22 protein-coding genes are annotated in these 23687 nt (G+C 61.0%); 14 read left to right on the top strand and 8 right to left on the bottom strand.

Going from position 1 to position 23687, the window contains the following annotated elements; all coding sequences use genetic code 11:
- Window positions 1-515: 515 nt before the first annotated feature.
- The 5 genes from HZA03_05315 to HZA03_05295 form a co-directional block, all read right to left on the bottom strand.
- Window positions 516-788 carry a hypothetical protein gene (locus HZA03_05315; GenBank protein ID MBI5637372.1) on the bottom strand — a complete coding sequence of 91 codons (273 nt, stop codon included), beginning with the start codon at window positions 786-788 and terminating at the stop codon, window positions 516-518.
- Between the two features lie 87 nt (window positions 789-875).
- Entirely contained in the window at window positions 876-1106 is a 231-nt protein-coding gene (locus HZA03_05310) for a type II toxin-antitoxin system HicB family antitoxin (GenBank protein ID MBI5637371.1), read from the bottom strand.
- A 63-nt stretch (window positions 1107-1169) separates the two neighbouring features.
- Window positions 1170-2534, bottom strand: coding sequence for a sigma-54-dependent Fis family transcriptional regulator (locus HZA03_05305; protein MBI5637370.1), 1365 nt, complete (start codon window positions 2532-2534; stop codon window positions 1170-1172).
- A 56-nt stretch (window positions 2535-2590) separates the two neighbouring features.
- Entirely contained in the window at window positions 2591-2947 is a 357-nt protein-coding gene (locus tag HZA03_05300; GenBank protein MBI5637369.1) for a hypothetical protein, read from the bottom strand.
- 4 nt (window positions 2948-2951) lie between these two features.
- Complete coding sequence (locus tag HZA03_05295; GenBank protein MBI5637368.1) at window positions 2952-3575, bottom strand: hypothetical protein; 624 nt, start codon at window positions 3573-3575, stop codon at window positions 2952-2954.
- A 352-nt stretch (window positions 3576-3927) separates the two neighbouring features.
- Between HZA03_05295 and HZA03_05290 the strand changes: the two genes are divergently transcribed.
- The 10 genes from HZA03_05290 to HZA03_05245 all read left to right on the top strand — a co-directional run bounded on the left by HZA03_05290 (window position 3928) and on the right by HZA03_05245 (window position 14489).
- Window positions 3928-5151, top strand: coding sequence for an MFS transporter (locus tag HZA03_05290; protein MBI5637367.1), 1224 nt, complete (start codon window positions 3928-3930; stop codon window positions 5149-5151).
- A 7-nt stretch (window positions 5152-5158) separates the two neighbouring features.
- Entirely contained in the window at window positions 5159-6226 is a 1068-nt protein-coding gene (locus HZA03_05285) for a DNA polymerase III subunit (GenBank protein MBI5637366.1), read from the top strand.
- Window positions 6207-7292, top strand: a complete 1086-nt coding sequence (locus tag HZA03_05280) for a hypothetical protein (GenBank protein MBI5637365.1) — start codon at window positions 6207-6209, stop codon at window positions 7290-7292. Before HZA03_05285 ends, HZA03_05280 begins: the two co-directional genes overlap by 20 nt.
- Window positions 7293-7326: 34 nt before the next feature.
- Window positions 7327-9255 carry a methionine--tRNA ligase gene (metG, locus tag HZA03_05275; protein ID MBI5637364.1) on the top strand — a complete coding sequence of 643 codons (1929 nt, stop codon included), beginning with the start codon at window positions 7327-7329 and terminating at the stop codon, window positions 9253-9255.
- The gene (locus HZA03_05270; protein MBI5637363.1) at window positions 9252-9821 is read left to right on the top strand and encodes an SH3 domain-containing protein; all 570 of its coding nucleotides are present in this window, start codon (window positions 9252-9254) and stop codon (window positions 9819-9821) included. The genes metG and HZA03_05270 overlap by 4 nt, the downstream gene beginning before the upstream one ends.
- Window positions 9822-10033: 212 nt before the next feature.
- Window positions 10034-11512, top strand: coding sequence for a glycosyltransferase family 39 protein (locus tag HZA03_05265; protein MBI5637362.1), 1479 nt, complete (start codon window positions 10034-10036; stop codon window positions 11510-11512).
- Entirely contained in the window at window positions 11509-12051 is a 543-nt protein-coding gene (locus HZA03_05260) for a dephospho-CoA kinase (GenBank protein MBI5637361.1), read from the top strand. Before HZA03_05265 ends, HZA03_05260 begins: the two co-directional genes overlap by 4 nt.
- Window positions 12048-13109 carry a chorismate synthase gene (gene aroC / locus HZA03_05255; protein ID MBI5637360.1) on the top strand — a complete coding sequence of 354 codons (1062 nt, stop codon included), beginning with the start codon at window positions 12048-12050 and terminating at the stop codon, window positions 13107-13109. Before HZA03_05260 ends, aroC begins: the two co-directional genes overlap by 4 nt.
- 178 nt (window positions 13110-13287) lie before the next feature.
- On the top strand, window positions 13288-13881 hold the full coding sequence (gene maf, locus HZA03_05250; protein MBI5637359.1) for a septum formation protein Maf: 594 nt from the start codon (window positions 13288-13290) through the stop codon (window positions 13879-13881).
- A complete protein-coding gene (locus HZA03_05245) occupies window positions 13869-14489 on the top strand; it encodes a dephospho-CoA kinase (GenBank protein ID MBI5637358.1) in 621 nt (206 codons plus the stop codon). The genes maf and HZA03_05245 overlap by 13 nt, the downstream gene beginning before the upstream one ends.
- A gap of 121 nt (window positions 14490-14610) precedes the next feature.
- On the opposite strand, the gene HZA03_05240 is transcribed toward HZA03_05245, so the two are convergent.
- On the bottom strand, window positions 14611-15276 hold the full coding sequence (locus HZA03_05240) for a hypothetical protein (protein ID MBI5637357.1): 666 nt from the start codon (window positions 15274-15276) through the stop codon (window positions 14611-14613).
- Window positions 15273-16658: a DUF2142 domain-containing protein gene (locus tag HZA03_05235; protein MBI5637356.1), complete on the bottom strand. Its 1386-nt coding sequence runs from the start codon at window positions 16656-16658 to the stop codon at window positions 15273-15275. The genes HZA03_05240 and HZA03_05235 overlap by 4 nt, the downstream gene beginning before the upstream one ends.
- 87 nt (window positions 16659-16745) lie before the next feature.
- Here HZA03_05235 and glgA point away from each other — a divergent pair, with 87 nt between their 5' ends.
- The 4 genes from glgA (at window position 16746) to trpE (ending at window position 23533) form a co-directional block, all read left to right on the top strand.
- Window positions 16746-18200: a glycogen synthase GlgA gene (gene glgA, locus HZA03_05230; protein MBI5637355.1), complete on the top strand. Its 1455-nt coding sequence runs from the start codon at window positions 16746-16748 to the stop codon at window positions 18198-18200.
- A 268-nt stretch (window positions 18201-18468) separates the two neighbouring features.
- A complete protein-coding gene (gene uvrA / locus HZA03_05225) occupies window positions 18469-21300 on the top strand; it encodes an excinuclease ABC subunit UvrA (GenBank protein ID MBI5637354.1) in 2832 nt (943 codons plus the stop codon).
- The gene (truA, locus tag HZA03_05220) at window positions 21297-22064 is read left to right on the top strand and encodes a tRNA pseudouridine(38-40) synthase TruA (GenBank protein MBI5637353.1); all 768 of its coding nucleotides are present in this window, start codon (window positions 21297-21299) and stop codon (window positions 22062-22064) included. The genes uvrA and truA overlap by 4 nt, the downstream gene beginning before the upstream one ends.
- Complete coding sequence (gene trpE, locus HZA03_05215; protein MBI5637352.1) at window positions 22061-23533, top strand: anthranilate synthase component I; 1473 nt, start codon at window positions 22061-22063, stop codon at window positions 23531-23533. The genes truA and trpE overlap by 4 nt, the downstream gene beginning before the upstream one ends.
- 34 nt (window positions 23534-23567) lie before the next feature.
- Here the strand turns inward: trpE and HZA03_05210 are convergent.
- On the bottom strand, window positions 23568-23687 hold a 120-nt coding region (locus HZA03_05210; protein MBI5637351.1), incomplete at its 5' end, for an IS110 family transposase.

The raw sequence follows: 23687 nt of genomic DNA, 5'->3' as shown, positions 1-23687 counted from the left end.
GGCCGCGCTGAAGTTTGGTACCGCAGGATTCATCCTGCGGTTGTCCCCAAAGGGGGCAAGCCCTCTTGGCCCCTCGCGGGCCAACAACAGAATGAATTCTGTTGTACCGGCGCAATACCTTATTAGCCGGGAATTTGGGCCTCCTGCGGTTCCCTTTGCTTACAGCCGCTTTTTGAATGACGCTTGACTATCATCTTGAGCAGATAGAAGTGGAATGCAAAGCCAAAAAGATTCTGACCACCGCCTAAATAGGCTTTCTCTTATTGAATTACGTGTAATTGAAGCCGAATTCAGGGATTTATTGATTTGCGACTATTTTGGAATTTCCCAATTTACAAATTGAGATCGACGGACAGCCGGAATTTGATTCAAACAATCCTTTAGCTTTTTCCCCTTCAGATGCCAAAACTTGACGGTTCCTTTAGGGGGCACTGCCGGAACAGCATTTTTTAGCATAAATGGATTGCTTAAGACGTATCCATAACGCCCTTGGAACCATTTTTTTGTTTTTTTGGTTACTCTATTTCTTTAATCACATCAATGATGTCGATGAAGCCGATGATGTGGCCTTTTTTTACGTCGTCCCATTTTATCTCAACCCCATATTTTTCCTTGCAATACTCAAATCGTGATTCCATCCTGCTTTTTGATGCATAAATTGCAATTGTGCCGCGCTTCCGCAGGTTGGCCGATCGATTTTCAACGTTTTTGCCATGTTCAAAAATACAACTCGCCCATGGTTGGGCGACACAAAGTGCGGACATCTGTTCTGGATATTTGCTCTTCATCAGAATTCTCCCGTATTTTGCCCGGCCACGGCGAAACCGAAAATCTGAAAAATGGCGGCCACCTGCGCTCCGGATAAACGCCGGAGTTTAGGCATGTATCGGCTCAAGCTCCATGCTCACCATGAGGGGGGCATTGGGGGCCAAGCCCATCTCTTCCAGGCTTTCGCCTTCCATATGCAGAGCCAATGCCTCTTGCATGTTTTTTACCGTTTCGTCTATCGTTGCCCCCTGCGTAACCACCGGCAGGTTGACACACTCGGCCACGTAGCCGCGCTCATTGCCCGGATACACGATAATTTGTATTACGTTGCGTCTCATACTTTCACCTCTGGTTATTAGCCGGTCTCTTGTGGCTTGGCACAGGCTTTTATTCTACCACTTTCACTCCAGCGAGTAGTCTTTCACCTTCTTGGTGAGGGTGTTGCGGTTGATGCCGAGCAGGGCGGCGGTCTTTATTTTGTTGCCGCGGCATTTCGCCAGCCCCTGCCGAATCATCTCCGCCTCGATCTGGCCGACGATGCGGCCGTGTATTTCGTCCCCCCCCTGCTGGATGATGCGGCCGATCCAGTCGGCCATCTCTTCGGGGGCCTGCTCCTCCACCTTGCTGAAGTGGTGCGGCATCAGCACCTCGTCGCTCCCCATGACCAGCGCGCGCTTGATGGCGTTTTGCAGTTGCCGCACGTTGCCGGGCCAGTTGCGTTTCGCCAGCTCGGCGCACGCCTCGTCGGCTATCCGCTTGCCGCCGCCGTACCGCTTCACGAAATAGCGGGCCAGCAGCTCGATATCGCCGACCCGCTTGCGCAGCGGCGGCACCGGTATGTGCAGCACGTTGAGGCGGTGAAACAGGTCTTCGCGGAAATGCCCTTCCCGCACCATCGCCTCCAGATCGCGGTTGGTGGCGGCGGCGAAGCGCACATCCACCGGCGTTCCTTTGCGCGCGCCGACCGGGGTGATTTTCCCCTCCTCCAGCATCCGCAGCAGCTTCGCCTGCATCTTGGGGCCGATCTCGCCTATCTCGTCCATGAAGAGCGTGCCGCCGTCGGCTTCTTCCACCAGCCCTTTCTGGTCGCGGTCGGCCCCGGTGAACGCCCCCTTGATGTGGCCGAAGAGTTCGCTCTCCATCAGGTCTTTGGGGATGGCGGAACAGTTCACGGTGACGAACGGCCGTGCCGCGCGGTCGCTGAACTCGTGCAGGTTGCGCGCCACCAGTTCCTTGCCGCTGCCGCTTTCGCCGGTGATGAGCACGGTGAAGTTGGAGGCGGCGGCCTTGCCGATTTTTTTGAACAGCGACTGCATCGGCGCGCTGCGCCCGATGATCTCGTAGCGGCCCGGCGCGGCGGCCTCCGGCGCGGCCTCTTTCGCCGCTCCCGCCAGCGCGGCGCGCTGCTCGATGCGGTCGAGTATCTGCTCGATCTCGTTGAGGTCCAGCGGTTTCACCAGATACTCGAACGCGCCCCGTTTCACCGCCTTGATGGCGTTGTCCATGGTGGCGTCGGCGGTCATCACCACGCAGGGAGTGGCGATGCCGCGCTCTTTTATCCAGCCGAGCAGATCCAGCCCCTGGCCGTCCGGCAGGCGGATGTCGAGGAACGCGGCGAAGAAGCGCCCGGCGTGGAGTTTTTCCTTCGCCTCGGCGATGGTGGCGGCGGTGGCGGCGGCATAGCCTTTGCGCTGCGCCGTTCGGGAAAGCACGAGGCGGAGCGACGCTTCGTCTTCGACGATGAGAACGGTTTTTTCGTGTTTCACGGCGGTGCGGCTGCCGCGTTGCGCAGCCCCGGCATGAAGCGGATGGCGGCCACCGCCTACTTCTCCTTCACGCCGGCGTTGGGCGCCGCCGGCCGCGCTTTGCCGCCGTGCCCCAGCGCCGCATCCCGCTCGCGGTAGGAATGCGCGCGGAGCAAATCGATCTCCCGCGCCGTCCGCTCGATCTCGTCGTCAATACGCAGGAGCGAGTCGAGCTCGGCGGCGGCCCCATCATCCGGCACGTCGGCGATCCGCCCGTCTTTATATGCCTTGTAGTAGCGTTCCCCCAGCCGCCGGTAACACGCATCGCGCGCGCCGGAATAATTCGCCACGATCAGTTTGTAGATGAACAGGTCTTTCTGCTCCCTCAAGTGGCTGGCGATGACGGCCGCGAGGCGTTTGATATCTTCCCACATGGCTTTATTTCGCCGGGGGGGGTGATGGCTGTTTGGCGGCGGGCGCGGGCGGAGCAACGGCCGCTTCGGGCATGGCGGCGGCGGGCGCCTCGGCCGGGGCCGCTGCCTCCTCGGCGGGCGCGGCTTCCGGCGTCTTCTCATCCAGCATGGCGAGGATTTCATTCACCTCGCTGCGGAGCCGTTCGATTTTGGAAAGCGCTTCCGGCTCCACCTGAAATTCCACGGTCATCGCGTCCAGCGTGCGGGTGGTGCGCATCAGTTCTATCTTGAGCGCCGCCGGGGCGGGGCTGCCGGAATGTTTCAGCTCGTCCACGGCGGTGAGCGCCTGCTGCGCGTGTATTTCAGCCGACTTGATGTTCACGTTGGAACGGTAAAAGAAAACAGCGGCCAGCACCAGCGCCACGATGCCGATCACCAGCGAGGTGAGCGAAAGGGCGGTGCCGGACGGGCGCTGCTCCGGAAGTTCGTCCTCCAGCGGCTCCGGCTCCGGGAGCGGGCTGTAGAGGGGGCGTTCGGCGGGGGGGTATTTCCCCTCGGATTTTTCGGCGAGGCGTTTGCGCTCACGCTCGGCGGCGTTGCCGCCGCTGCCGGGCGGAATTTCGCTATAACCCCATGAGCTGTCTTCCATGACACTATCTTACCGGAACATTGCGAAAAGTCTCAACTAATCCGCCGTACGCCGTCCCGCCCGCGCGGGATGTAAAAAACGGCTAGAACCCGGATTCCGAAGCTGGATGCCGCTTTTCGATACGGGTGGCTTGCCGCATAGCGCAATTCACGGAAAACGCCGGAAAATCCGTCATCGGGTTCGTCCCGGATCGAAATTGGAAACACACTCTTTTGTACATCCAAGGAAATGGCATTGGCCGTGGACATATCTGAAAAGCAATGCGGTACATATACGTCTATCATTTTCAATTTCGGAAACGGGGTAGAATGGAGATGGGCAAGTTGCCCGCCGTTCCGCAAGGAGATACCGCATGACCCCGAAAAAAGGGATTTTTCGCGGCTTTGGCCGCAACGTCTATGCCGCCGGGTTCGTCAGCCTGTTCATGGACATCAGCTCGGAGATGGTCTATTCGCTCGTCCCGCTGTTCCTCGCCAACACGCTCGGCGTGAACAAATCCATTATCGGCTTCATCGAGGGGGTGGCCGAAAGCACCGCCAGCGTCCTGCGCGCGTTTTCCGGCTACATCTCCGACCGGATGGGCACCCGCAAGTGGGTGATGGCGGCGGGGTACGGCATCTCGGTGCTCTCGCGCCCGCTCATCGCGATGGGGAACAACTGGGGCGAGGTGATGGTCTACCGCTTCACCGACCGGTTCGGCAAGGGAATCCGATCCGCCCCGCGCGACGCCATCATCGCGGAATCGACGCACCGCGACTCGTTCGCGCGCGCCTTCAATTTCCACCGCGCGATGGACACGGTCGGGGCGGTGCTGGGGCCGCTTATCGCCTTCATGCTCCTCGCGGCGTATCAGGACAACTACCGCCTCGTCTTCTGGCTGTCAATTATCCCCGGCGTTGTCGCCGTGGCGCTCATCATCATATTTATCCAGGACGTGCCCGTGCCGCCCCCTCCGCGCGAGAAAAAGACCGGGCTTTCGGCAAAACACTTCGATTGGAAGTTCCGCCTCTTCCTCATCATCGCAACACTCTTCGCGCTGGGGAACGTCAGCGATTTCTTCCTGATCCTCCGCGCGCAGGATGTCGGCATCCCCGTCACCACCATCCCGGTGGTCTACCTTTTTTTCAACCTGATCTATTCGCTTTTCGCCATCCCCGCCGGCGTCATGGCCGACACCTACGGCAAGAAGCGGTTGATCCTCGTGGGAATGGCGCTCTTCGCCCTCCTCTTCCTCGGCTTTGCGCAGGCCCAAAGCCCCCGCGCCATCTGGTTTCTTTTCGCCCTCTACGGCATCTTCATGGGGCTGACCGAGGGGATACAGAAAGCGTACCTCGCCACCATCATCCCGGCGGAGTACAAGGCGACCGCCTACGGCATATTCAACGCGGCGGTCGGCGCCGCCATGCTGCCCAGCGGCATCATCGCCGGGTGGCTGTGGGACGCCTACTCCCCCGCCGCCACCTTCTATTTCGGCGCGGCCACCGCCACGCTTTCGGCGCTCGCCTTCGCCGTCTACAGCGGCTGGGTGGACCGCGAAAAGGCGCTGCGCCAACGCAGGCCCGGCGCGGTACAATAGCCGAAATATGGAACTGACATTTAGCGGTATTTGGGGGCAGGAGCACGCGCTGGGCGTGCTGGGCCAGAGTTTGCGGCGCGGCGCGGTCGCCAGCGCCTACCTCTTCGCCGGGCCGCGCGGCACCGGCAAAACCACCGCCGCGCTTGCCTTCGCCAAGGGGCTGCTCTGCTCCGGCGCCGAAACCGTGCCGTGCGGCGTCTGCCGCTCCTGCAAGATGGTCGACGCCAAATCCCACCCCGATTTCGTGCATGTGTACGTGAAAGATTCGCTGGTGCATATGCTTCCCGATTTTTCGGAAGAGCTGGAGGAATCCAAGGGGAAGGACCCCGTGAAAATTTTGCGGATGGCGGAGATGAGAAAAATCATCTCGGCCCTCTCCCTGAAATCCTACATGGGGGGACGCAAGGTCTGCATCATGGAAGATACCGACACGATACTGCGCACCACCGCCAACGCGTTCCTCAAAACGCTGGAGGAGCCGCCGGGGAATACCGTCATCATCCTCATTTCGTCCAATCCGGCCGGGCTGCTGCCGACCATCGTCTCGCGCTGCCGCCAGATACGTTTTGTGCCGATGCCCCCCGAAAAGCTCGCCCCGCTGCTGGAAGAAACGCTGGGAACCTTGCCGAACGAGGCGTTGCGCCTGGCCCGGCTTGCCGAGGGGTGCCCCGGCACGGCGCGCGGCGGGGGGATGGAAAAAATGAAGGAGATAGACGCCGCCGCGCGCGAGTTGACGGCGATGCTGCCGGAGCTGGCGCCGGAGGCGATTATCCGCTTCGCCGAAAGCTGGAAGGAACGCCGCGCGGACATCCCGGCCCTGCTGGAACGGATACTCGAAACCCTGCGGATGGCGCAGCGGAGCGCTTTGGGCGTGTCATCGGGCGCAAATGATGATATTGTAAAGACTTATAACGGCATTCCGGATGAACGGGTGATGGACGGCTTCGACGCCATATTGGCGGCGAGGCCGCAACTGGTCTTCAACCCGAATGTACAGCTGTACCTGGAAGCCTTGCTTTTTAACGTGCAATCGATAATTAAATATGGATACCCGCTTGGAAACACAACTGATTGAAAACGACTTCACCGTCGGGGTGACCTTCCGCCACAGCGCGCGCGCCGCGGAGTTCCGCTGCAATCATCTCGACCTGCGGGTGGGGGATGCCTGCGTGGTGGATACCGAACGGGGCCCCTGCATCGGCACGGTGAACCGCTCCCGCATCAGGGCCGAAGGACGCCGCTGCCACAAGCAGCTCCGCAACGTGCTGCGCAAGGCCAGCCCGCGCGACATCGAGGTGGACAAGCGCAACATCGAAAAGGAAAAAGAGATTTACCGCGGCGCCCGCCAGAAAATAAAAGAGCAAAGGATCAGGATGAAGCTCTCCCAGGTGGAGGTGACCTTCGACGAAAAGCGGGCCATCATCTACTTCACCTCCGAAGACCGGGTGGACTTCCGCGAAATGGTGAAACAGCTCGCCGCCGAATGCAACGTCCGGATAGAGATGCGGCAGGTCGGCGTGCGCGACGAGGCCAAGCAGCTTGGCGGCCACGGCATCTGCGGCGTTAAGCTCTGCTGCAGCTCGTTCCTGGCGGATTTCGCGCCGGTCTCCATCAAGATGGCAAAGGATCAGAACCTCTCGCTCAATCCGGTGAAAATCTCCGGCGTCTGCGGCAGGCTGATGTGCTGCCTCACCTACGAGCAGGATTTCTACAAGGAAATGCAGAAGATCGTTCCCCGCACCGGCAAAACGGTCATCACCCCCGAAGGGCGCGGCAAGGTGCTGGTGGCGGATTTCCTCCGCCAGCGCGTCACCGTGATTGTGGAAGGGGAAAAGGGGATCATGGTCTTTGAAGCGGCGCAGGTGCAGCTTGCCTTCCCGCCGCAGCAACAGCAGCAGAAAAGGCCGGGCGGCCCGCCACAGCAGCAGGACGGCAAACGGCGCGACCGCGACAACAGGGACAGGGACAGGGACCGCGGCCCCCGTCCGCCGCGCGAGGAACAGCCGCCGCGTGAAGGACAACCGCCGCGCCCCCCGCAAGCGGAAAAAGACCTCCCCCCCGAACAGCTTATTAAAGAACTGGAAGAGCACGGGGAAAATGGCGGCGAGAACGGTTCCAACGGGGAACCGGCGGCGGAATAGCGCCGCTCCCCACCCTTAACATCTGCGGAAAACTATGAAACGGTTTTACATAACCACCCCCATCTACTACGTCAACGACGTGCCGCACCTCGGCCACGCATACACCACCGTGGCGGCCGACGTGCTGGCCCGCTACCACCGTAAACTCCTCGGCAAAGATAATGTTTTCTTCCTCACCGGCACCGACGAGCACGGCCAAAAGGCCGAGCAGGCCGCGAAAAAAACGGGCGAGCCGATCCAAGAGTACGTGGACAGGCATGCCAAGGTCTTTGAAGACCTCTGGCCCAGGCTGGGCATCACCAACGACGATTTCATCCGCACCACCCAGCCGCGCCACACAACCAAAGTTCAGCTTGCCCTGAAAACGCTAAAGGAAAAAGAACTCATCTACGCCGCCGACTACGAGGGGTGGTACTGCGTGCCGGACGAACGCTTCTGGACGGAGAAAGACCTGAAAGACGGCAACTGCCCCGACTGTGGCCGCAAGGTGGATCAGATACGCGAGAAAAACTATTTCTTCAAGATGGGTTCGTACCAGCAGCGGCTGATTGACCACATTAAGGCCAATGCCGATTTTATCGCGCCCGACTCGCGCCGCAACGAGGTGCTTGGCTTCCTCCAAAAACCGCTGGGCGATCTCTGCATCAGCCGCCCCAAATCGCGCCTGCCGTGGGGGATAGAGCTTCCGTTCGACCGCGACTACGTCGCCTACGTTTGGTTTGACGCGCTGGTCAATTACATTTCCGCGCTGGATTATCCCGGCGGAGAACGATTCAAAAAGTTTTGGCCCGCCGCCGTACATCTAATCGGCAAGGACATCCTCACCACCCACGCCGTTTATTGGAGCACCATGCTGATGGCGCTGGAACTGGACCTGCCGAAAAAAATATTCGCGCACGGCTGGTGGACGGTGGACGGAAAAAAGATGAGCAAGTCGCTCGGCAACGTGGTCGCCCCCGGCGTGGCGGCGGATGCGGTGGGGGCGGATGCGTTCCGCTATTTCCTGATGCGCGAAGTGCCGTTCGGCCTCGACGGCGATTTTTCCGCCGCACAACTTATCGCCACTACCAACGTGGATTTAGCGAATAACCTTGGAAATCTCGTGTCCCGCACTCTTATGATGATAGAAAAATATCGGGGTAGTCTGATACCAACACCGAGTAATACTGGCCCAATCAAACGCTTTATAGGCGGCACAGTCGGTGTAAAGCGGCAAGACTATAAGCTCAACATGGAACGCGAATGTGCTTTTAACCGGGCATTATTTCATATGACCCAATTATGCGACGAGACGAACCGCTTCATCGTGAAAAACGCCCCGTGGACGTTGGCAAAAAACGAAGCGGATAAAGAATTACTTGATGATGTGCTGTACGCATCCGCAGAGGCTGTGCGTATCATAGGTGCGATGATCGAACCATTCATGCCAGAGGCTACTGAACGGCTTGCAAAGAAATTGGGCCTTGCTGATATTGGCACTCTTGAATGGGGCGGCCTGAAGCCCGGCACCAAGATAACCACCGGCGAGGCGCTTTTCCCCCGCATCGAAAAAGACAAAGCAAAGGAGATAATGGCTATGCTCACCCCCAAGAGTGGCGAAACGGCGGCGGCTCCGGCCGCGCCCGCAGTGCCGCTGGCCCCGCAGATAACCATCGACGATTTCATGAAGATAGACCTGCGCACCGCCAAGGTTTTGCACGCCGAGCCGGTGCCGAAAAGCAGCAAGCTGCTCAAGCTCAGCGTTGACCTGGGCTTCGAGCAACGGCAGGTGGTGGCCGGTATCGCGCAGAGCTACAAGCCGGAGGATATTATCGGCAAGAACGTGGTGATGGTGGCGAATCTGAAGCCCGCCACGCTGATGGGGGTGGAATCGCACGGGATGTTGCTCGCGGCCAACGATGGGGGTAGACTGGTGCTCTGTGGAACCTGGGAAACGGTACAGGGAGGTATAAAGGTAAAATGAGAATTGTTCGTTACGCGCTCGCGTTCATGGTGTTCCTCGCATCCGCCGCGCATGCGGAATCGGTGATGGTCAACAACAAGGAATCGAAAATCCGCAGCGGCCCCGCCACCGGCTACACGGTGCTCTGGCGCCCCCGGATGTACACCCCCTTCGAGGTGCTGGCGAAATACGAAACATGGTACGCCGTGCGCGACGTGGAAGGGGACGTGGGCTGGATACACGACTCCGGCATCGGCAAAGACAACGCCGCCATCGTCACCGCCGAGATCGTCAGCGTGTATGAATCGGCCGATACCAACAGCCGCGTGCTCTACCAGGCCCCGAAAAACTACACCTTCAAGATCGCGGAATCGAAGGAAGGGTGGCACAAAGTGACCGACCCGGACGGCGAGACCGGCTGGATAGCCGACAAGGGAATTTGGAAGGGCGAAAAGCAGGCCGAGAAAAAAAGCGAAACCAAGGCCGACGTGAAAGCCGATAAAAAATCGGAGAAAAAAGGCGAGGGGAAATCCAAAAAGAAATCCGCCAAACACGCCAAGTCCGACAAAAAGAAAAGCGATAAATAACAGGGTATCGAAAAATATTTAATGCATGTCATTCTGAGGGAGCGGCGGAATAAGAATGCGGCGGCGAAGCTTGCGGAGCCAGCCGCGTACAAACCGCCGTGGAAGCGCCCTTCAAGGGTGGGCGTAGCGAAGAATCCCTTTCCGGAAAGAGATCCTTCGCCTTCGGCTCAGGATGACAGGCAGAACATCCGTACGCTATCGTCCTCCATCCGGTGAATATCCGCCAAAAAGTTTTCTGGACCATCGCCAGCTTCACCGCGCTCCGCCTCGCCGCGTCCGGCTCGTTCGAACTGGCGCTGGACGAGGGCTACTACTGGGTCTGGAGCCGCCATCTTTCTTTAAGCTACTACGACCACCCGCCGATGGTGGCGGTGACGATCTGGCTCACCACGCTGTTCGGCAACGGCGAATTTTTCGTCCGGCTCGGCAGCGTGCTGGGGGCGGCGGCCAGTTCGTGGCTCCTCTTCCGCCTCACGGTAAAACTTTCCGGCGATGAAAAAGCGGGCCTTGCCGCCGTCTGGATAGCCAACCTCGCGCTCATCTTCTGCGCGGGGGGGCTCATCATCTCTCCCGACACACCGCTGGTGCCGTTCTACCTCCTTGCGCTGCTGCTTTTCCTCGACGCCACGGAGCACGAAGAGCGCGCGCCGCTCCGCTGGTGCGCGGCGGGGGCGGCGGTGGGGCTGGCCATGCTTTCCAAATACACCGCCGTATTTTTTTTCCCCGGCGCATTCCTCTATCTTTTCCTTACGCCGCGGCGGCGGCACTGGCTGCTGAGGCCGCACCCATACCTCGCCGCGCTGGCCGCCTTCATCGTCTTCAGCCCGGTCATCGTCTGGAACGCCCAAAACCATTGGGCCTCGTTCGCTTTTCAGGGGCGGCACGGGCTGGCGGCTTCCGAAGAATCCGGCCTGAAACATTTCCTCGATTTCATCGGGATGCAGGCGGCGGCCTGGTCCATCGGCCTTTTTTTCTTCCTTGTCGCCGGGGCGCTCCGCCTGCTGAAAGACGGCTTCGCCACGCACCTGCCGCCGGAGGACAAGGAGCCGCATCTGTTTCTCTTCGCCTTCGCGCTGCCGACGCTCGGCTTTTTCACCTTGAATTCGTTCCGCGCCACGGTGGAGGGAAACTGGCCGATTCTCGGTTTCCTGCCGCTGCTGGCGCAGGCCGGCATAATGGCGGAAAAATGGGACCGTTCGCGTGCGCAAATACTCTGGCGCGGCTCCATCGCGCTGGCGGCGCTGCTGGTGGCGCTCTTCCATGTGCAGATCGTCGATCCCATCATCCCGCACCCGAAGCGGTTCGAGATCAGCCGCCGCATTTACGGGTGGAAACAGCTCGCCGCCGCCATCGACGATGAGCGGAAAAACTTCGATGCCACATTCGTCATCGGCGACCGCTTTCAGACCGCCACGCTCATGACCTTTTACACCAGCCCGCACCTGACGCCGTATATGTTCGGGCCGGGGAACGCCACCCGCTTCATGTACCAGCCGCCGCCGGATACCCTGACGGGCAAAAACGCCTTTTACCTGGCCGAACTCTCGCGCGACGAGAGCGCGCGGCTGAACGGCGTGTTCGAGCGGGTGGAAAAGGCGCGGGAGATCGAAATCATCCGGCGCGGCGAGCTGATACGCCGTTTTGCCCTTTACCGGTGCTACAATTACCGGAGCGGACTGAACGGATTATGAAGAAGAAATACGACAGGATTGTGCTGGCCGGCTTCAAGGGGAGCGGCAAGAGCAGCGTGGGGAAGCGGCTGGCGAAACAGTGCGGCTTCACCTTCGTCGATGTCGACGCGGTGATAGAGGCCGCCCACGCCAAAGGGGGGCGGAAAAGCGGCGTGCGCGCCATTTTCAAGAAGCACGGGCGGGAGTATTTTCTGAAAATGGAAGGAAACGCGCTGAAAAAAACCGCGCGGATGAAGAAGGTGGTGGTCTCGCTCGGCGGCGCGTCGCCGCTGAACCCCGCGTTCAGCAAGGCGCTGTTCAAGAACGCCCGCTTCGTATACCTGAAAGCGAAGCGGAACGTGCTTTTCGCGCGGATCGTGGAGAAAGGGATACCGCCGTTTTTCGACAGGGAGAATCCGCGCCGCACGTTCAACACGCTTTATAAACAGCGGACGCCGGTGTACGGAAAAATCGCCGATATCACCGTGGAGAACAGCGGCGCGCGGACGCCCGGCGAAGTGGCCGCGCAAATCATGCACAGGATGGAGGGGGAACAATGAACAACAGTTTTGGACGGCTATTGCGCCTGACGAGCTGGGGGGAATCGCACGGCTCCGCCATCGGCGGGGTGTTGGACGGCGTGCCGGCGGGAATCGCGCTGGCCGAAGCCGACCTGCAAAAGGAGCTTGACCGCCGCAAGCCGGGGCAGAGCCGCGTCAGCACGCAGCGGAAGGAGCCGGATGCCGTGAAGATACTCTCCGGGGTCTTTGAAGGGCGCACCACCGGCGCCCCCATCGGCTTCATCATCGAAAACGTGGACAGGAACGCCGGGCACTACGACGCCATCAAAAACATCTGGCGGCCCGGCCACGCCGATTACACCCTCGACGCGAAGTACGATATCCGCGATTACCGCGGCGGCGGGCGGAGCAGCGCGCGTGAAACGGCGGTGCGCGTGGCGGCGGGGGCCATCGCCCGCAAGATCATCCCGGAGATATGGATCACCGGGTACACCGTCCAGATAGGCGGCATCAAAATAGAAAATTTCGATGAGACCGAAATCGAGAACAACATCGTCCGCGCGCCGGACGCGGCGGCCGCCGCGAAGATGATCGCGCTGATAGACGAAGTGCGGAAAGAAGGGGATTCCGTCGGCGGCATCGTGGAGATCATCGCCGAAAACGCGCCGCCGGGGCTGGGCGCGCCGGTGTACGGCAAGCTGAACGCCGATATCGCCGCCGCGATGATGGGCATCAACGCGGTGAAAGGGGTGGAGATCGGCAGCGGCTTCAAATGCGCCTCGATGCGCGGAAGCCTGCATAACGACCCGATTGAGTTGAACGGCGACGGCAAAGTTGTTTTCCGCACCAACAACGCGGGGGGCATCCTCGGCGGCATTTCCAACGGCGATACCATCGTCGTCCGCATCGCGGTCAAGCCGACCCCCTCGATACTCAAGGAGCAGGACGCCGTCGACAAAAACGGGTTCAGCCGCAAAGTGAGCGTGGAGGGGCGTCACGACCCCTGCATCTGCCCCCGCGCGGTGCCGGTGGCGGAAGCGATGATGGCGCTGGTGCTGGCCGACCACGCCCTGCTGAACCGGGCGGCGAAAATCTAATACCAATCGGATGTCATGGATATGATAATGATCCCGATTTCCATTTCCCTCCCCTCCTTCGCAAGGAGGGGATGCAGGGGAGGTTCTTCAACCCCTCCCGCGCCTCCCCTTGAAAAGGGGAGGAATCCTTTTTTCCCGGATTACTCCATGTTTGACAGCCAATCGGTATGACTCCCGCATGAAACCGGTCGCGGTGGTGCTCGGCTCTTCCTCTCCCCGCCGCAAGGAAATCCTTGGCGACATGGGGATACGCTTTACCGTGGCGCACGCCGACATCGACGAATCGGCGCTGCCGGGGGAAGCGGTGGAGCAGACCGCGCTCCGGCTGGCGCGGGAAAAGGCCCGGAAGATATCCCAACTGCATCCCGATGCGCTGGTCATCGGGGCCGATACGCTGGTGGCGCTGGACGGGGAGATGATGGGGAAGCCGGACGACGTCCCGCACGCCGCGGCGATGCTGGAAAAACTGAGCGGCAAAACGCACGACGTATTCACGGCGGTCGCGTTCGCGCTCCGCGCCGAAGGGCGGGAAGAGACCGCGCTCTGCCGCTCGCAAGTGACGTTCAAAAAACTCGGCGCCGCCGACATCGCCGCCTATGCCGCCACCGGCGAACCGATAGGCAAGGCGGGGGCATACGCCATACAGGGCAAAGGGGCGGCGCTCATCGAAAGCTACGCGGGGTCGCGCGGCAACATCGTCGGCCTGCCGGCGCGCGAAGTGCTGCGCTTTTTCATGGCGTTCGGCCTCGAACGCCTGCCGTGGGACAACTGACCATGCCGGTCATCGGCCTCACCGGCGGCATCGCGTCGGGCAAGTCGACGGCGCTCAAGGTATTCAAACGGCTCGGCGCGGTTGCCATTGACGCCGACAGCCTCGCGCGCAAGGCGGTCGCCCCCGGCACGCCGGGCTGGCGCGCCGTCAAGTCGCGCTGGGGCAACAAGGTCTTCCATAAAAACGGGCGGCTCAACCGCGCGGCGCTCGCCGCCGTCATTTTCAAAAACCCGTTTGAGCGCAAGGCGCTCAACGCCATCGTCCACCCCGAGGTCTTCCGGATGGAAAAGGAGCTGATCGCCGCCCGCCAAAAGCGGAAGAAGAAGGCCGTCATCGTGGTGGACGCGGCGGTGATGCTGGAGAGCGGCTCGCACACGTGGAAAGACGCGGTGGTGGTGGTGGCGGCAAACGAAAAAGAGCAGTTGGCCCGCCTGATGCGCGGGGGGATGAAAAAGCCCGCCGCGCTGGCCCGCATCCGCGCGCAGATGCCGCTGCGCGAAAAACTGAAGTACGCCGATTACGTGGTGGAGAACAACGGCTCGCTGGCGGCGTGCCGCAAAAACGCCGCCGCCGTCTTCGCCCAAATCCTTAGCGATTACCGCCGTTAGTCATAGCATTTGGATGTCAAATATAGAGCCATCCCCTCCTTCGCAAGGAGGGGATAAAGGGGAGGTTCCTTAACCCCTCCTGCGCCTCCCCTTGCAAAGGGGAGGATTTTTTTCTCCGGGATTATTCTATTTTTGCCGACGAATCGGCATCAACCCGGCGGTTGGCATGGTTTAGGCGGAAGAAAAGCGCGAAGCCAAGCCCGAACAATCCCGCGTCAAGCGCGATCAGCAAAAGCGTCATGCCAGGGGGGCGGTACAAAAACGGTTTCTCCATGCCGATGCGCCCCAGAATCAGCGAAGCGGTTTCCCCGGCGGAGGCGCGGCAGAGCGGCATCAGGTAAAGGTGCGCCGCCGCCGGAGCGCCGTTGACGGCCAATTTTTCCGCGCCGTCGTGGCGGTCCCCCGCGAAATCGATCCGCGGTCCGCCGTCTTTCACGGCGATGGTGAGCAGGAATTCCGTTCCGCCGCTTTCGGGAAAAAGGAACCGCCGCACGCCGGAGCCGCGCACGCCGTCAACCTCCCCCAGCGGTTCGCCCAAAGCGGTTGCGAGCCGGACGGAAAAATCGCGCCCGCCGGGATTTTGCACTCCGAGCGCCACTCCCGCAAGTTTTACGCAACCGCTGCCAAATGGCTGCGTCAGCGTAAACGGCGCCCCGTCGCCAAAAGCAATGCCCGCTCCGGCAAACGTATGCGGCCGGTCCGGCAACAGCGGCGCGAATAAACCCGCGAGCGCCAGCAGCGCGGGGAGGAGCGCGAAGAGGAGTCCGCCCCCAACGCCGCGTTTCATAAATAGTACCTCGGCAGCGCCACATGGAACGCCGCGCAGATTGAAAGCAGCGCCATGCAAAGGGCCAGCCCGATCATCGCCGGGCGCGCCAGCCGCCGGGGCAGGAGCGTGTGCAGGGCGTAAAACAGCGCCGCCGCCATCAGCGGCCACACGGCGAAGTAGTAGCGCCCCTGCCCGCCGTCCATCATGCCGCCGTAAAAAAAGAGCGCCAGCATCAGGTCAAACCCCGCCACCAGCGTGACGCAGAGAATGAACAGCCCCTTTCCGCCGCGCAATGAGCGGCGCGCGACGACGGCCGCCGCCGCGATGGCAACCGCCGCGAACGCGGCGATATGCAGATACCACAGCGCGATGGCCGTCCGGTCCGGCAACGGGGTATCGAGCGCGCCGAAATTGCCGAAGAACGAAACGAAGAGCGTGAACGGCCAGCGAAAGAAGAGCGGGGCGGCAATCGCGGCGGCGGAAGGGGCGCCCGCCGCGGCGGCTCCGCCCGATACGCCGAACAGGGAGCCGTACTGATTGAGTGAAAAGGCGAACCACGGCCCCGCTACGATCACCGCCGCGCTGAGGGAATACGCCGCGGCCCGCAACGGCATCCGCCGCGTTACCGCAAAACGCGCCAGCACGAACAGCGGCAGCGCGGCAACGGCGAAAATGCCGTGGCTCTTCGCCGCCGCCGCCGCGCCGGCGAACACGCCCCCCCACACGGCATGCCGGACGCCGCCGCGGGCGAAGTACCGCGCCATGAAGCAGAATGAACCGGCGGCGCAGGTAATCAGCATCGCGTCGTTATTCACTATCGCGAACACATGCGCCACCATCGGCTGCAACGTGACGAACGCGGCGAAGGCAAGCCCTTTCCGGTGGCCCCGCAGCAGCAGCCGCCCGAAACGGTAAACGAACCACGCAAAGGGGACGATGAGCAGGGCGGTGGCGAAGCGTACCGCGTAGGCCCGCGTTTCGACATCGGCGCCGTAACAGAGCGCGTAGGCCGCCGCGCCGTAAAGGTAGTAGAGCGGGCCGTAGGCGAGCGCGTTGTTGTGGTAATCGTCCGCCGCCACGCGGCGTCCGCCGGAAACGGGGGGCGGCGGCGCGCCGTGCAAAAAGCTTTGTATGGTTCCCGGGTGGAACGCCAGCGCGTCCGCTTCCAGCCGCGCGCGGCTTTGGCGGACGTCCTCCGGCAGGTCGGTGCGGTACAGTTCGTACGGCGGGCGGTAGACCGGCATCGCCCGTTCTTCCGCGATGAACTGGATATAGGAAAAGTGCGCCGCCTCGTCCGGCCCCTGCCACAGCGGCACGAGGCCGGCGAACAGCAGCGCGTTGCCCAGCGCCGCCAGCAGCAGCGCGGCGGTTCCCATCCGTTTAATAACAATGCCAGCCATCGGTGATTGGATTATAGTACCCGGCGGCTCCCCCGCGCCAATCGCGCCGGTTAGCAAACGGGGCGTTGCCATGTTAAGGTAATGGCAATGGGGAAAAAGAGGGGGCTGAACGTTCTTTTTGCCGCGTCCGAGGCGCTCCCATACGCCAAAACCGGCGGGCTGGGGGATGTCGCCGGCGCGTTGCCGCGGGCGCTGGCCGAAGCCGGCTGCACCGTCGCCGTGCTGCTGCCGCTCTACGGCGGCATCGATAAAAGCAAACTGCAAAAAACCGCCGCCACGATCACCGTGATGATAAGCGGCCGCCCCTACATCGGCACGCTGTACAAAAAAGAGGTGTCTCCCGGCGTCACCTTCTGGTTCCTGCACCAGCCGGAACTGTATTTCAGCCGCCCCAACATCTACGGCGACCAGAACGGCGACTACCCGGATAACGACGCGCGCTTCATATTCTTCAACCGGGCGCTGTCCGAATTTCCCGCCGCCGCCGGTTTCCGCGCCGAGGTGGTGCATGTGAACGACTGGCACCTCGGGCTGGCGCCGCTTTACCTGAAGCTGCTGCCGGAAGGGCATCCGCTGCGCGGCGTGCCGAGCGTTTTTTCCATCCACAACCTCGCCTACCAGGGGCTGTTCCCCCGCGAGTCATATCCGCTCACCGGCCTGCCGGAAGAATATTTTTCGGCGGACGGGGTGGAGGCGTGGGGGAAAATCAATTTCATGAAGGCCGGCATCCTTTTCGCCAGCGCGGTGACGGCGGTAAGCCCCACATACGCAAAAGAGATTTTGGGCAAGGAACTCGGCTTCGGGCTGGAAAAGGCGCTGAACCAGCGGAAAAAATCGCTCACCGGCATCTTGAACGGCATCGACACCGAAACGTGGAACCCCGCCGCCGACAAGCATCTCCCCGCTTCCTACAGCGCGAAGAAGATGGCGGGGAAGGCGAAATGCCGCGCCGCCCTGCTGGAAAAATTCGGCCTGCCGGACGCGCCGGGGCGGGCGGTGATCGGCATCGTCTCGCGCATGGTGGAGCAGAAAGGGTTCGACCTCATCACCGCCGCCGAGAAGGATATGATGAAGCTCGGCATCACGCTGATCGTGCTCGGCGCGGGCCAGCCGAAATACGAGGACAACCTGCGGGCGCTGGCCGGCAAATATCCGGACCGCGTGGGCCTCATGATCGGCTACGACGAGGATATGGCCCACCTGATCGAGGCGGGAAGCGACATCTTCCTGATGCCGTCGCATTTCGAGCCGTGCGGGCTGAACCAGATGTATTCGCTGCGCTACGGCACGGTGCCGGTGGCGCGGGCCACCGGCGGCCTGGCCGACACGGTGGTGAACTGGCAGCCGGCGAAAAAGAAGGGCAACGGCTTCTCGTTCAAGCCCGCCACGCCGCAGGCGCTCCTCGGCGCGGTGAAGAAAGCGGTCAAGACCTTCGCCGGCAAAAAAGAATGGGATCGCATCGTCCAAAACGGCATGGCGGAAGACCACTCCTGGCGCACAAGCGCCGAACAGTATCTCGCGCTCTACCGCACGCTCGTCTGACCGGCTCTTCCCTTTTTGTCATCCTGGGGGAGCGAAAAATCTTTTTAAACGCGAACCGCGAATGGGCTACGCGATAAAAACAGTATCCGGTTTATATCCCTGTTTCCAACCTTACCTGTTTATTTGTGCTATTCGTGTCATTCGTGGTTGAACTCCCCTCCGGAAAGGGATGCTTCGCGGAGTTTACACTGAGCGTAGCGAACGTGCTCAGTATGACAACAAGCGTCAAGTTGGCAAAAAAGCCGTTTCTTTGCGACAATGGCCTTCTATGAAACATGGCACCATCATCATCCAGGGCGCGCGCGAGCACAACCTGAAAAACATCGACCTGGAGCTGCCCCGCGACAAGCTGATCGTTTTCACCGGGCTATCCGGGTCGGGCAAGTCGTCGCTCGCCTTCGACACCATTTACGCAGAGGGGCAGCGGCGCTATGTGGAATCGCTTTCCGCCTACGCCCGGCAGTTCCTCGAGCAGATGGAAAAACCCGACATCGACCTCATCGAGGGGCTTTCACCCGCGATCTCCATCGAGCAAAAGACCACCAGCAAGAATCCCCGCTCCACCGTCGGCACGGTGACGGAGATATACGATTACCTCCGCATCCTCTTCGCCCGCGTCGGCACGGTTCACTGCTACAGCTGCGGCAAGGCGATAGAATCGCAGACCGTATCGCAGATCGTGGACCAGCTCATGCTCCTGAAAGAGGGGACGCGCATACACGTGATGGCCCCGGTGGTGAAAGACCGCAAGGGGGAATACAAAAAAGAGCTGGCCGCCCTCAAATCGAAGGGGTTCGTCCGCGCCCGGATAGACGGAAAGATGCACTCGCTGGACGAGGAGATAACCCTCGAAAAGACCTACAAGCACTCCATCGACGTGGTGATAGACCGGCTGGTGATAAAACCCGGCCTTGAGCGGCGGCTGGCCGACAGCGCGGAACTGGCGCTGAACATGGGCGAAGGCTTCATGGCCGTGAGCGACGAGGACAACAAAAAGGAATTCACCTTCTCGCAAAAATTCGCCTGCGTGAAATGCGGCATCTCCTACCCGGCGGTGGAGCCGCGGATGTTCAGCTTCAACAACCCGCACGGCGCGTGCCAAACATGCACCGGGCTGGGCGTGAAACAGGTGGTCACCGAAGACCTCGTCGTCCCCGATAAAAAATTGACGCTCGCCGAAGGGGCCATCAAACCGTGGGGGGACAAAACCCAGCACTACCACCGCGCCATGCTCGAATCGCTGGCCGAGCACTACGGCTTCAGTTGGGAAGAAACCCGCTGGATGGACATCCCGAAAGAGACGCGCAAAAAAATACTCAACGGCGCGGGGGCGGAAGAGATCCGCTTCAAGTACCTCAAGGACGGGCGGAAAGCCTATTACATCGGCGAATACGAAGGGGTGATCCCCAACCTGGAACGCCGCCACAAAGAAAGCGAAAGCGCCTGGGTGCGCGAGGACATCGAACAGTACATGCGGACCGACCCCTGCCACGCCTGCAACGGCGCGCGGCTGCGGCCCGAACCGCTCTCGGTGAAAATCGGCGGCAAGAACATTGTCGAGACGACGCAGCTCTCCATCAAAAACGCGGTGGAGTACTTCGACACGCTCAACCTGACGCCGCAGCAAAAGATCATCGCCGCGCGCCTCATCAAAGAAATAAAAGAACGCCTCGGCTTCATGCAGAACGTCGGCCTCGAATACCTCACGCTCGACCGCGGCAGCAGCACCCTCTCCGGCGGCGAGGGGCAGCGGATACGGCTGGCAACCCAGATCGGCTCGGCCCTCGTCGGCGTGCTTTACATCCTGGACGAGCCGAGCATCGGCCTGCACCAGCGCGATAACGACCGGCTGCTCGCCACCCTCGTCCGCCTGCGCGACATCGGCAACACCGTCATCGTGGTGGAGCACGACAAAGAGACCATCAACGCCGCCGATCACGTTGTCGACCTCGGCCCCGGCGCGGGGGTTCACGGCGGCTATGTGGTGGCGCAGGGCACCCCCGCCGAGATACGGGCAAACCCCAAATCGATCACGGGAAAGTATCTTTCACGCAAGCTGGAAATCGAGACGCCCGTCAAACGCCGCAAAGGGAACGGCCTTTCCCTCTCCATCAAAGGGGCGGAGCAGAACAACCTCAAAAACATCAACGTCGATATTCCGCTCGGCGCGTTCACCTGCGTCACCGGCGTATCCGGCTCCGGCAAGAGCACGCTCATCATCGACATCCTTTACAAGCAACTGGCGAAGGAAATAAATCAGGCCAGCGAATATCCGGGCAAGCACAAGGAGATACGGGGCATCGAGTTCATCGACAAGGTGATCGACATCGACCAAAGCCCCATCGGCCGCACACCGCGCAGCAATCCGGCCACCTACACCGGCCTCTTCACCCCCATCCGCGATCTCTATACGCAGGTACCCGAAAGCAAAAAGAGGGGATACAAGGCGGGGCGCTTTTCCTTCAACGTGGCGGGGGGCCGCTGCGAGGCGTGCGAGGGGGACGGCATCATCCGCATCGAGATGCACTTTTTGCCCGACGTGTATGTGACCTGCGAGGTCTGCCACGGGCGGCGGTTCAACCGGGAAACGCTGGACATCCATTACAAGGGAAAGACCATCGCCGAGGTGCTGGAAATGCCCATCGAAGAGGCGCTCGATTTCTTCGGTCCGATACCGGCGGCCAAGAACAAGCTGCAAACGCTCTATGATGTCGGCCTCGGCTACATCAAGCTGGGGCAGAGCGCCACCACCCTGTCGGGCGGCGAGGCGCAGCGGGTGAAGCTGGCGCGCGAACTGGCGAAGCGGAGCACCGGCCGCACCATCTACATTCTGGACGAACCGACAACCGGCCTCCACTTTGACGACATAAAGAAGCTGCTGGAGGTGCTCAACCGGCTGGTCGAAACCGGCAACACCGTGTTGGTCATCGAGCACAACCTCGACGTGATAAAGACCGCCGACTGGGTGATCGACCTCGGCCCGGAAGGGGGCGACCGGGGCGGCACGATTGTAACCACCGGCACTCCCGAACAGGTGGCCAAAGTGAAGGAATCGTGGACCGGCAAATACCTGAAAGAGGAGCTGCGCCCCCGAGGATGAAAAAAGAGAGGAAGAGCCATCCCTTCCGCACGGTGCTGCTGACGCTGGAATACGACGGCACCCGGTACGCCGGGTGGCAGAGCCAGAACAAAGGGGAGCACACCATTCAGGACGCGCTGGAAAAAGCGGTATCCGTCATTTTGGGCAAGCGGGTGCCGGCGGTGGCATCGGGCCGGACGGATGCGGGGGTACACGCGCTGGCGCAGCCGGTGAGCATCAAGGGGCATTTCCCGATGAATGACGAGGCCCTTGCCCGCGCGCTGAATTCGCTGCTGCCATACGACATCGCCGTGAAAAACGCCAAGACGGTAGACGACTCGTTCCACGCCATCAAGGACGCGAAACGGAAAACCTACCGCTACGTCATCCACAACGGGCGCGAGCGGAATCCCCTCGGCCTCCGCTATAGCTGGCATGTGATACAAAAGCTGAATACCGCCGAGATGCGGCGGGGGGCCGGGGCGCTGCTGGGCCAGCACGATTTTGCCTCGTTCATGGCGGCAAATTCTTCGGTAAAATCATCGGTACGGCATATAATTGCGATTGATATACACCGCAAGGATGAAACGATAACGATAGAAATAACCGCCAACGGGTTTCTGCGCCAGATGGTGCGCAACATCGTCGGCACGCTGGCGGAGATAGGGCGGGGCAGGATGGAACCGGACGATATGAAAAAGATACTGATGGCAAAAGACCGCCGCAAGGCCGGCCCCACCGCCCCCGCGCAGGGCCTCACCCTCATTGATGTGGTCTACCAATGATAAAGCCCGATAAAGCGGCGTTCGTGAAGCTGGCCAAACAGGGGAACATCGTCCCCGTATATTGCGACGTGTTCGGCGATTTCCAAACGCCGGTCGGCGCGTTCAGCAAAATCTCCAAGGGGGCGAAATACGCTTATCTTCTGGAGAGCGTGTCAGGCGGCGAAAAGTGGGCGCGCTACACCTTTATGGGGGCCGACCCGGAGCTGGTGATAAAAACCTCCGGCAAAGAGGGGGTGCGCATCACCAAAACGAAGAAGCAGAAATTCGCCGTGGCGGGCGACCCGCTGGACGAGATCAAAAAGGTGATGGCCGGGTTCAAGGCGGTGAAGGTGGAAGGGCTGCCGCCGTTCAATGGCGGCGTGGTGGGAACCATCGGCTACGACTGCGTCCGCTTCTTTGAAAAACTCCCCGCAAAGGCGCACAAGGATACCGATTTCCCCGATACCGTTTTCATGGTCACCGATGCGCTGGTGGTGTTCGACAACGTGAAGCAGACGATCAAAATCATCGTCAACGCCCATGTGGAAGGCAATGCCGAAAAGGCCTACGCCAAGGCGGTGGCAAAGATAAAATCGCTGCTGCGGAAGCTGGAAGCAACCGCCAAACCCCCGGCGATAAAGAGGCGGACGGGAGCCAAAAAGTTCAAATCAAACACCAGCGAAGCGGCATATGCAAAAGCGGTCGAGCGGTGCAAACACTACATCAAGGAAGGGGACATCTTCCAGGTGGTGCTGGCCCAGCGGTTCACCATCGACCTCGACGTGAGCGCGTTCGATGTCTACCGCGCCCTGCGGGTGGTGAACCCGTCCCCGTATATGTACTACCTCAAGCTGGACGACTGGGAAGTGGTGGGGGCATCCCCCGAGATATTGAGCCGCCTGCAGAACGGGCGGGTGACCGTGCGCCCCATCGCCGGCACCCGCAAACGCGGAGCCACGGAGGTGGAAGACAAGGCGCTGGAAGCCGAGCTTTTGGCCGACAAAAAAGAACTGGCCGAGCACATCATGCTGGTCGATCTCGGCCGCAACGACGTGGGGCGAATAAGCACGGGCGGCACCGTGCGGGTAACGCACCTCAAAGAGATCGAGCGCTACTCGCATGTGATGCATATCGTCAGCAATGTGGAAGGGGAGCTGCGGCCGGGGGCCGACGCCTTCGACGTGATCCGCGCCACCTTCCCGGCGGGAACGCTGAGCGGCGCGCCGAAGATACGCGCGATGCAGATCATTGAGGAGCTGGAACCGCACCGGCGCGGCCTTTACGGCGGCGCGGTGGGGTATATCGCCTTCGATGGCACGATGGATACCGCCATCGCCATCCGCACGCTGGCCGTGAAAGGAAAAAAAGCCTACCTGGGAACGGGGGCGGGGATAGTGGCCGATTCCGATCCGGCCTCCGAATATCAGGAGTGCCTGAACAAGGGGAGGGCGCTCGAAAAAGCCGTCGCCATCGCCCGCACCGGTTTGTAATTTTCCGTTTTCCCGGTAGATACGGTCTTGCACGTCAAGCGGTTTTCATGTGCAATTTCGGGTTAAAGGCGGTTTTGTTTTTAAGTATGCCGTAGGCGATGTGCAGCAGTTTCCGCATGACGGCGATAAGGGCCACTTTTTTCGGTTTTCCCGC

Source organism: Nitrospinota bacterium (assembly GCA_016217735.1).
In the GTDB taxonomy this organism is placed as follows: domain Bacteria; phylum Nitrospinota_A; class UBA7883; order JACRGQ01; family JACRGQ01; genus JACRGQ01.
This window is presented reverse-complemented; position numbering and strand designations above follow the sequence as displayed.

Excerpts from the sequence above, each read along its gene's own strand:
- HZA03_05315 (MBI5637372.1), bottom strand. The coding sequence starts at position 788 with ATGAAGAGCAAATATCCAGAACAGATGTCCGCACTTTGTGTCGCCCAA.
- HZA03_05310 (MBI5637371.1), bottom strand. The coding sequence starts at position 1,106 with ATGAGACGCAACGTAATACAAATTATCGTGTATCCGGGCAATGAGCGC.
- HZA03_05300 (MBI5637369.1), bottom strand. The coding sequence starts at position 2,947 with ATGTGGGAAGATATCAAACGCCTCGCGGCCGTCATCGCCAGCCACTTG.
- HZA03_05295 (MBI5637368.1), bottom strand. The coding sequence starts at position 3,575 with ATGGAAGACAGCTCATGGGGTTATAGCGAAATTCCGCCCGGCAGCGGC.
- HZA03_05290 (MBI5637367.1), top strand. The coding sequence starts at position 3,928 with ATGACCCCGAAAAAAGGGATTTTTCGCGGCTTTGGCCGCAACGTCTAT.
- HZA03_05285 (MBI5637366.1), top strand. The coding sequence starts at position 5,159 with ATGGAACTGACATTTAGCGGTATTTGGGGGCAGGAGCACGCGCTGGGC.
- metG (MBI5637364.1), top strand. The coding sequence starts at position 7,327 with ATGAAACGGTTTTACATAACCACCCCCATCTACTACGTCAACGACGTG.
- HZA03_05270 (MBI5637363.1), top strand. The coding sequence starts at position 9,252 with ATGAGAATTGTTCGTTACGCGCTCGCGTTCATGGTGTTCCTCGCATCC.
- HZA03_05260 (MBI5637361.1), top strand. The coding sequence starts at position 11,509 with ATGAAGAAGAAATACGACAGGATTGTGCTGGCCGGCTTCAAGGGGAGC.
- aroC (MBI5637360.1), top strand. The coding sequence starts at position 12,048 with ATGAACAACAGTTTTGGACGGCTATTGCGCCTGACGAGCTGGGGGGAA.
- maf (MBI5637359.1), top strand. The coding sequence starts at position 13,288 with ATGAAACCGGTCGCGGTGGTGCTCGGCTCTTCCTCTCCCCGCCGCAAG.
- HZA03_05240 (MBI5637357.1), bottom strand. The coding sequence starts at position 15,276 with ATGAAACGCGGCGTTGGGGGCGGACTCCTCTTCGCGCTCCTCCCCGCG.
- HZA03_05235 (MBI5637356.1), bottom strand. The coding sequence starts at position 16,658 with ATGGCTGGCATTGTTATTAAACGGATGGGAACCGCCGCGCTGCTGCTG.
- glgA (MBI5637355.1), top strand. The coding sequence starts at position 16,746 with ATGGGGAAAAAGAGGGGGCTGAACGTTCTTTTTGCCGCGTCCGAGGCG.
- uvrA (MBI5637354.1), top strand. The coding sequence starts at position 18,469 with ATGAAACATGGCACCATCATCATCCAGGGCGCGCGCGAGCACAACCTG.
- truA (MBI5637353.1), top strand. The coding sequence starts at position 21,297 with ATGAAAAAAGAGAGGAAGAGCCATCCCTTCCGCACGGTGCTGCTGACG.
- trpE (MBI5637352.1), top strand. The coding sequence starts at position 22,061 with ATGATAAAGCCCGATAAAGCGGCGTTCGTGAAGCTGGCCAAACAGGGG.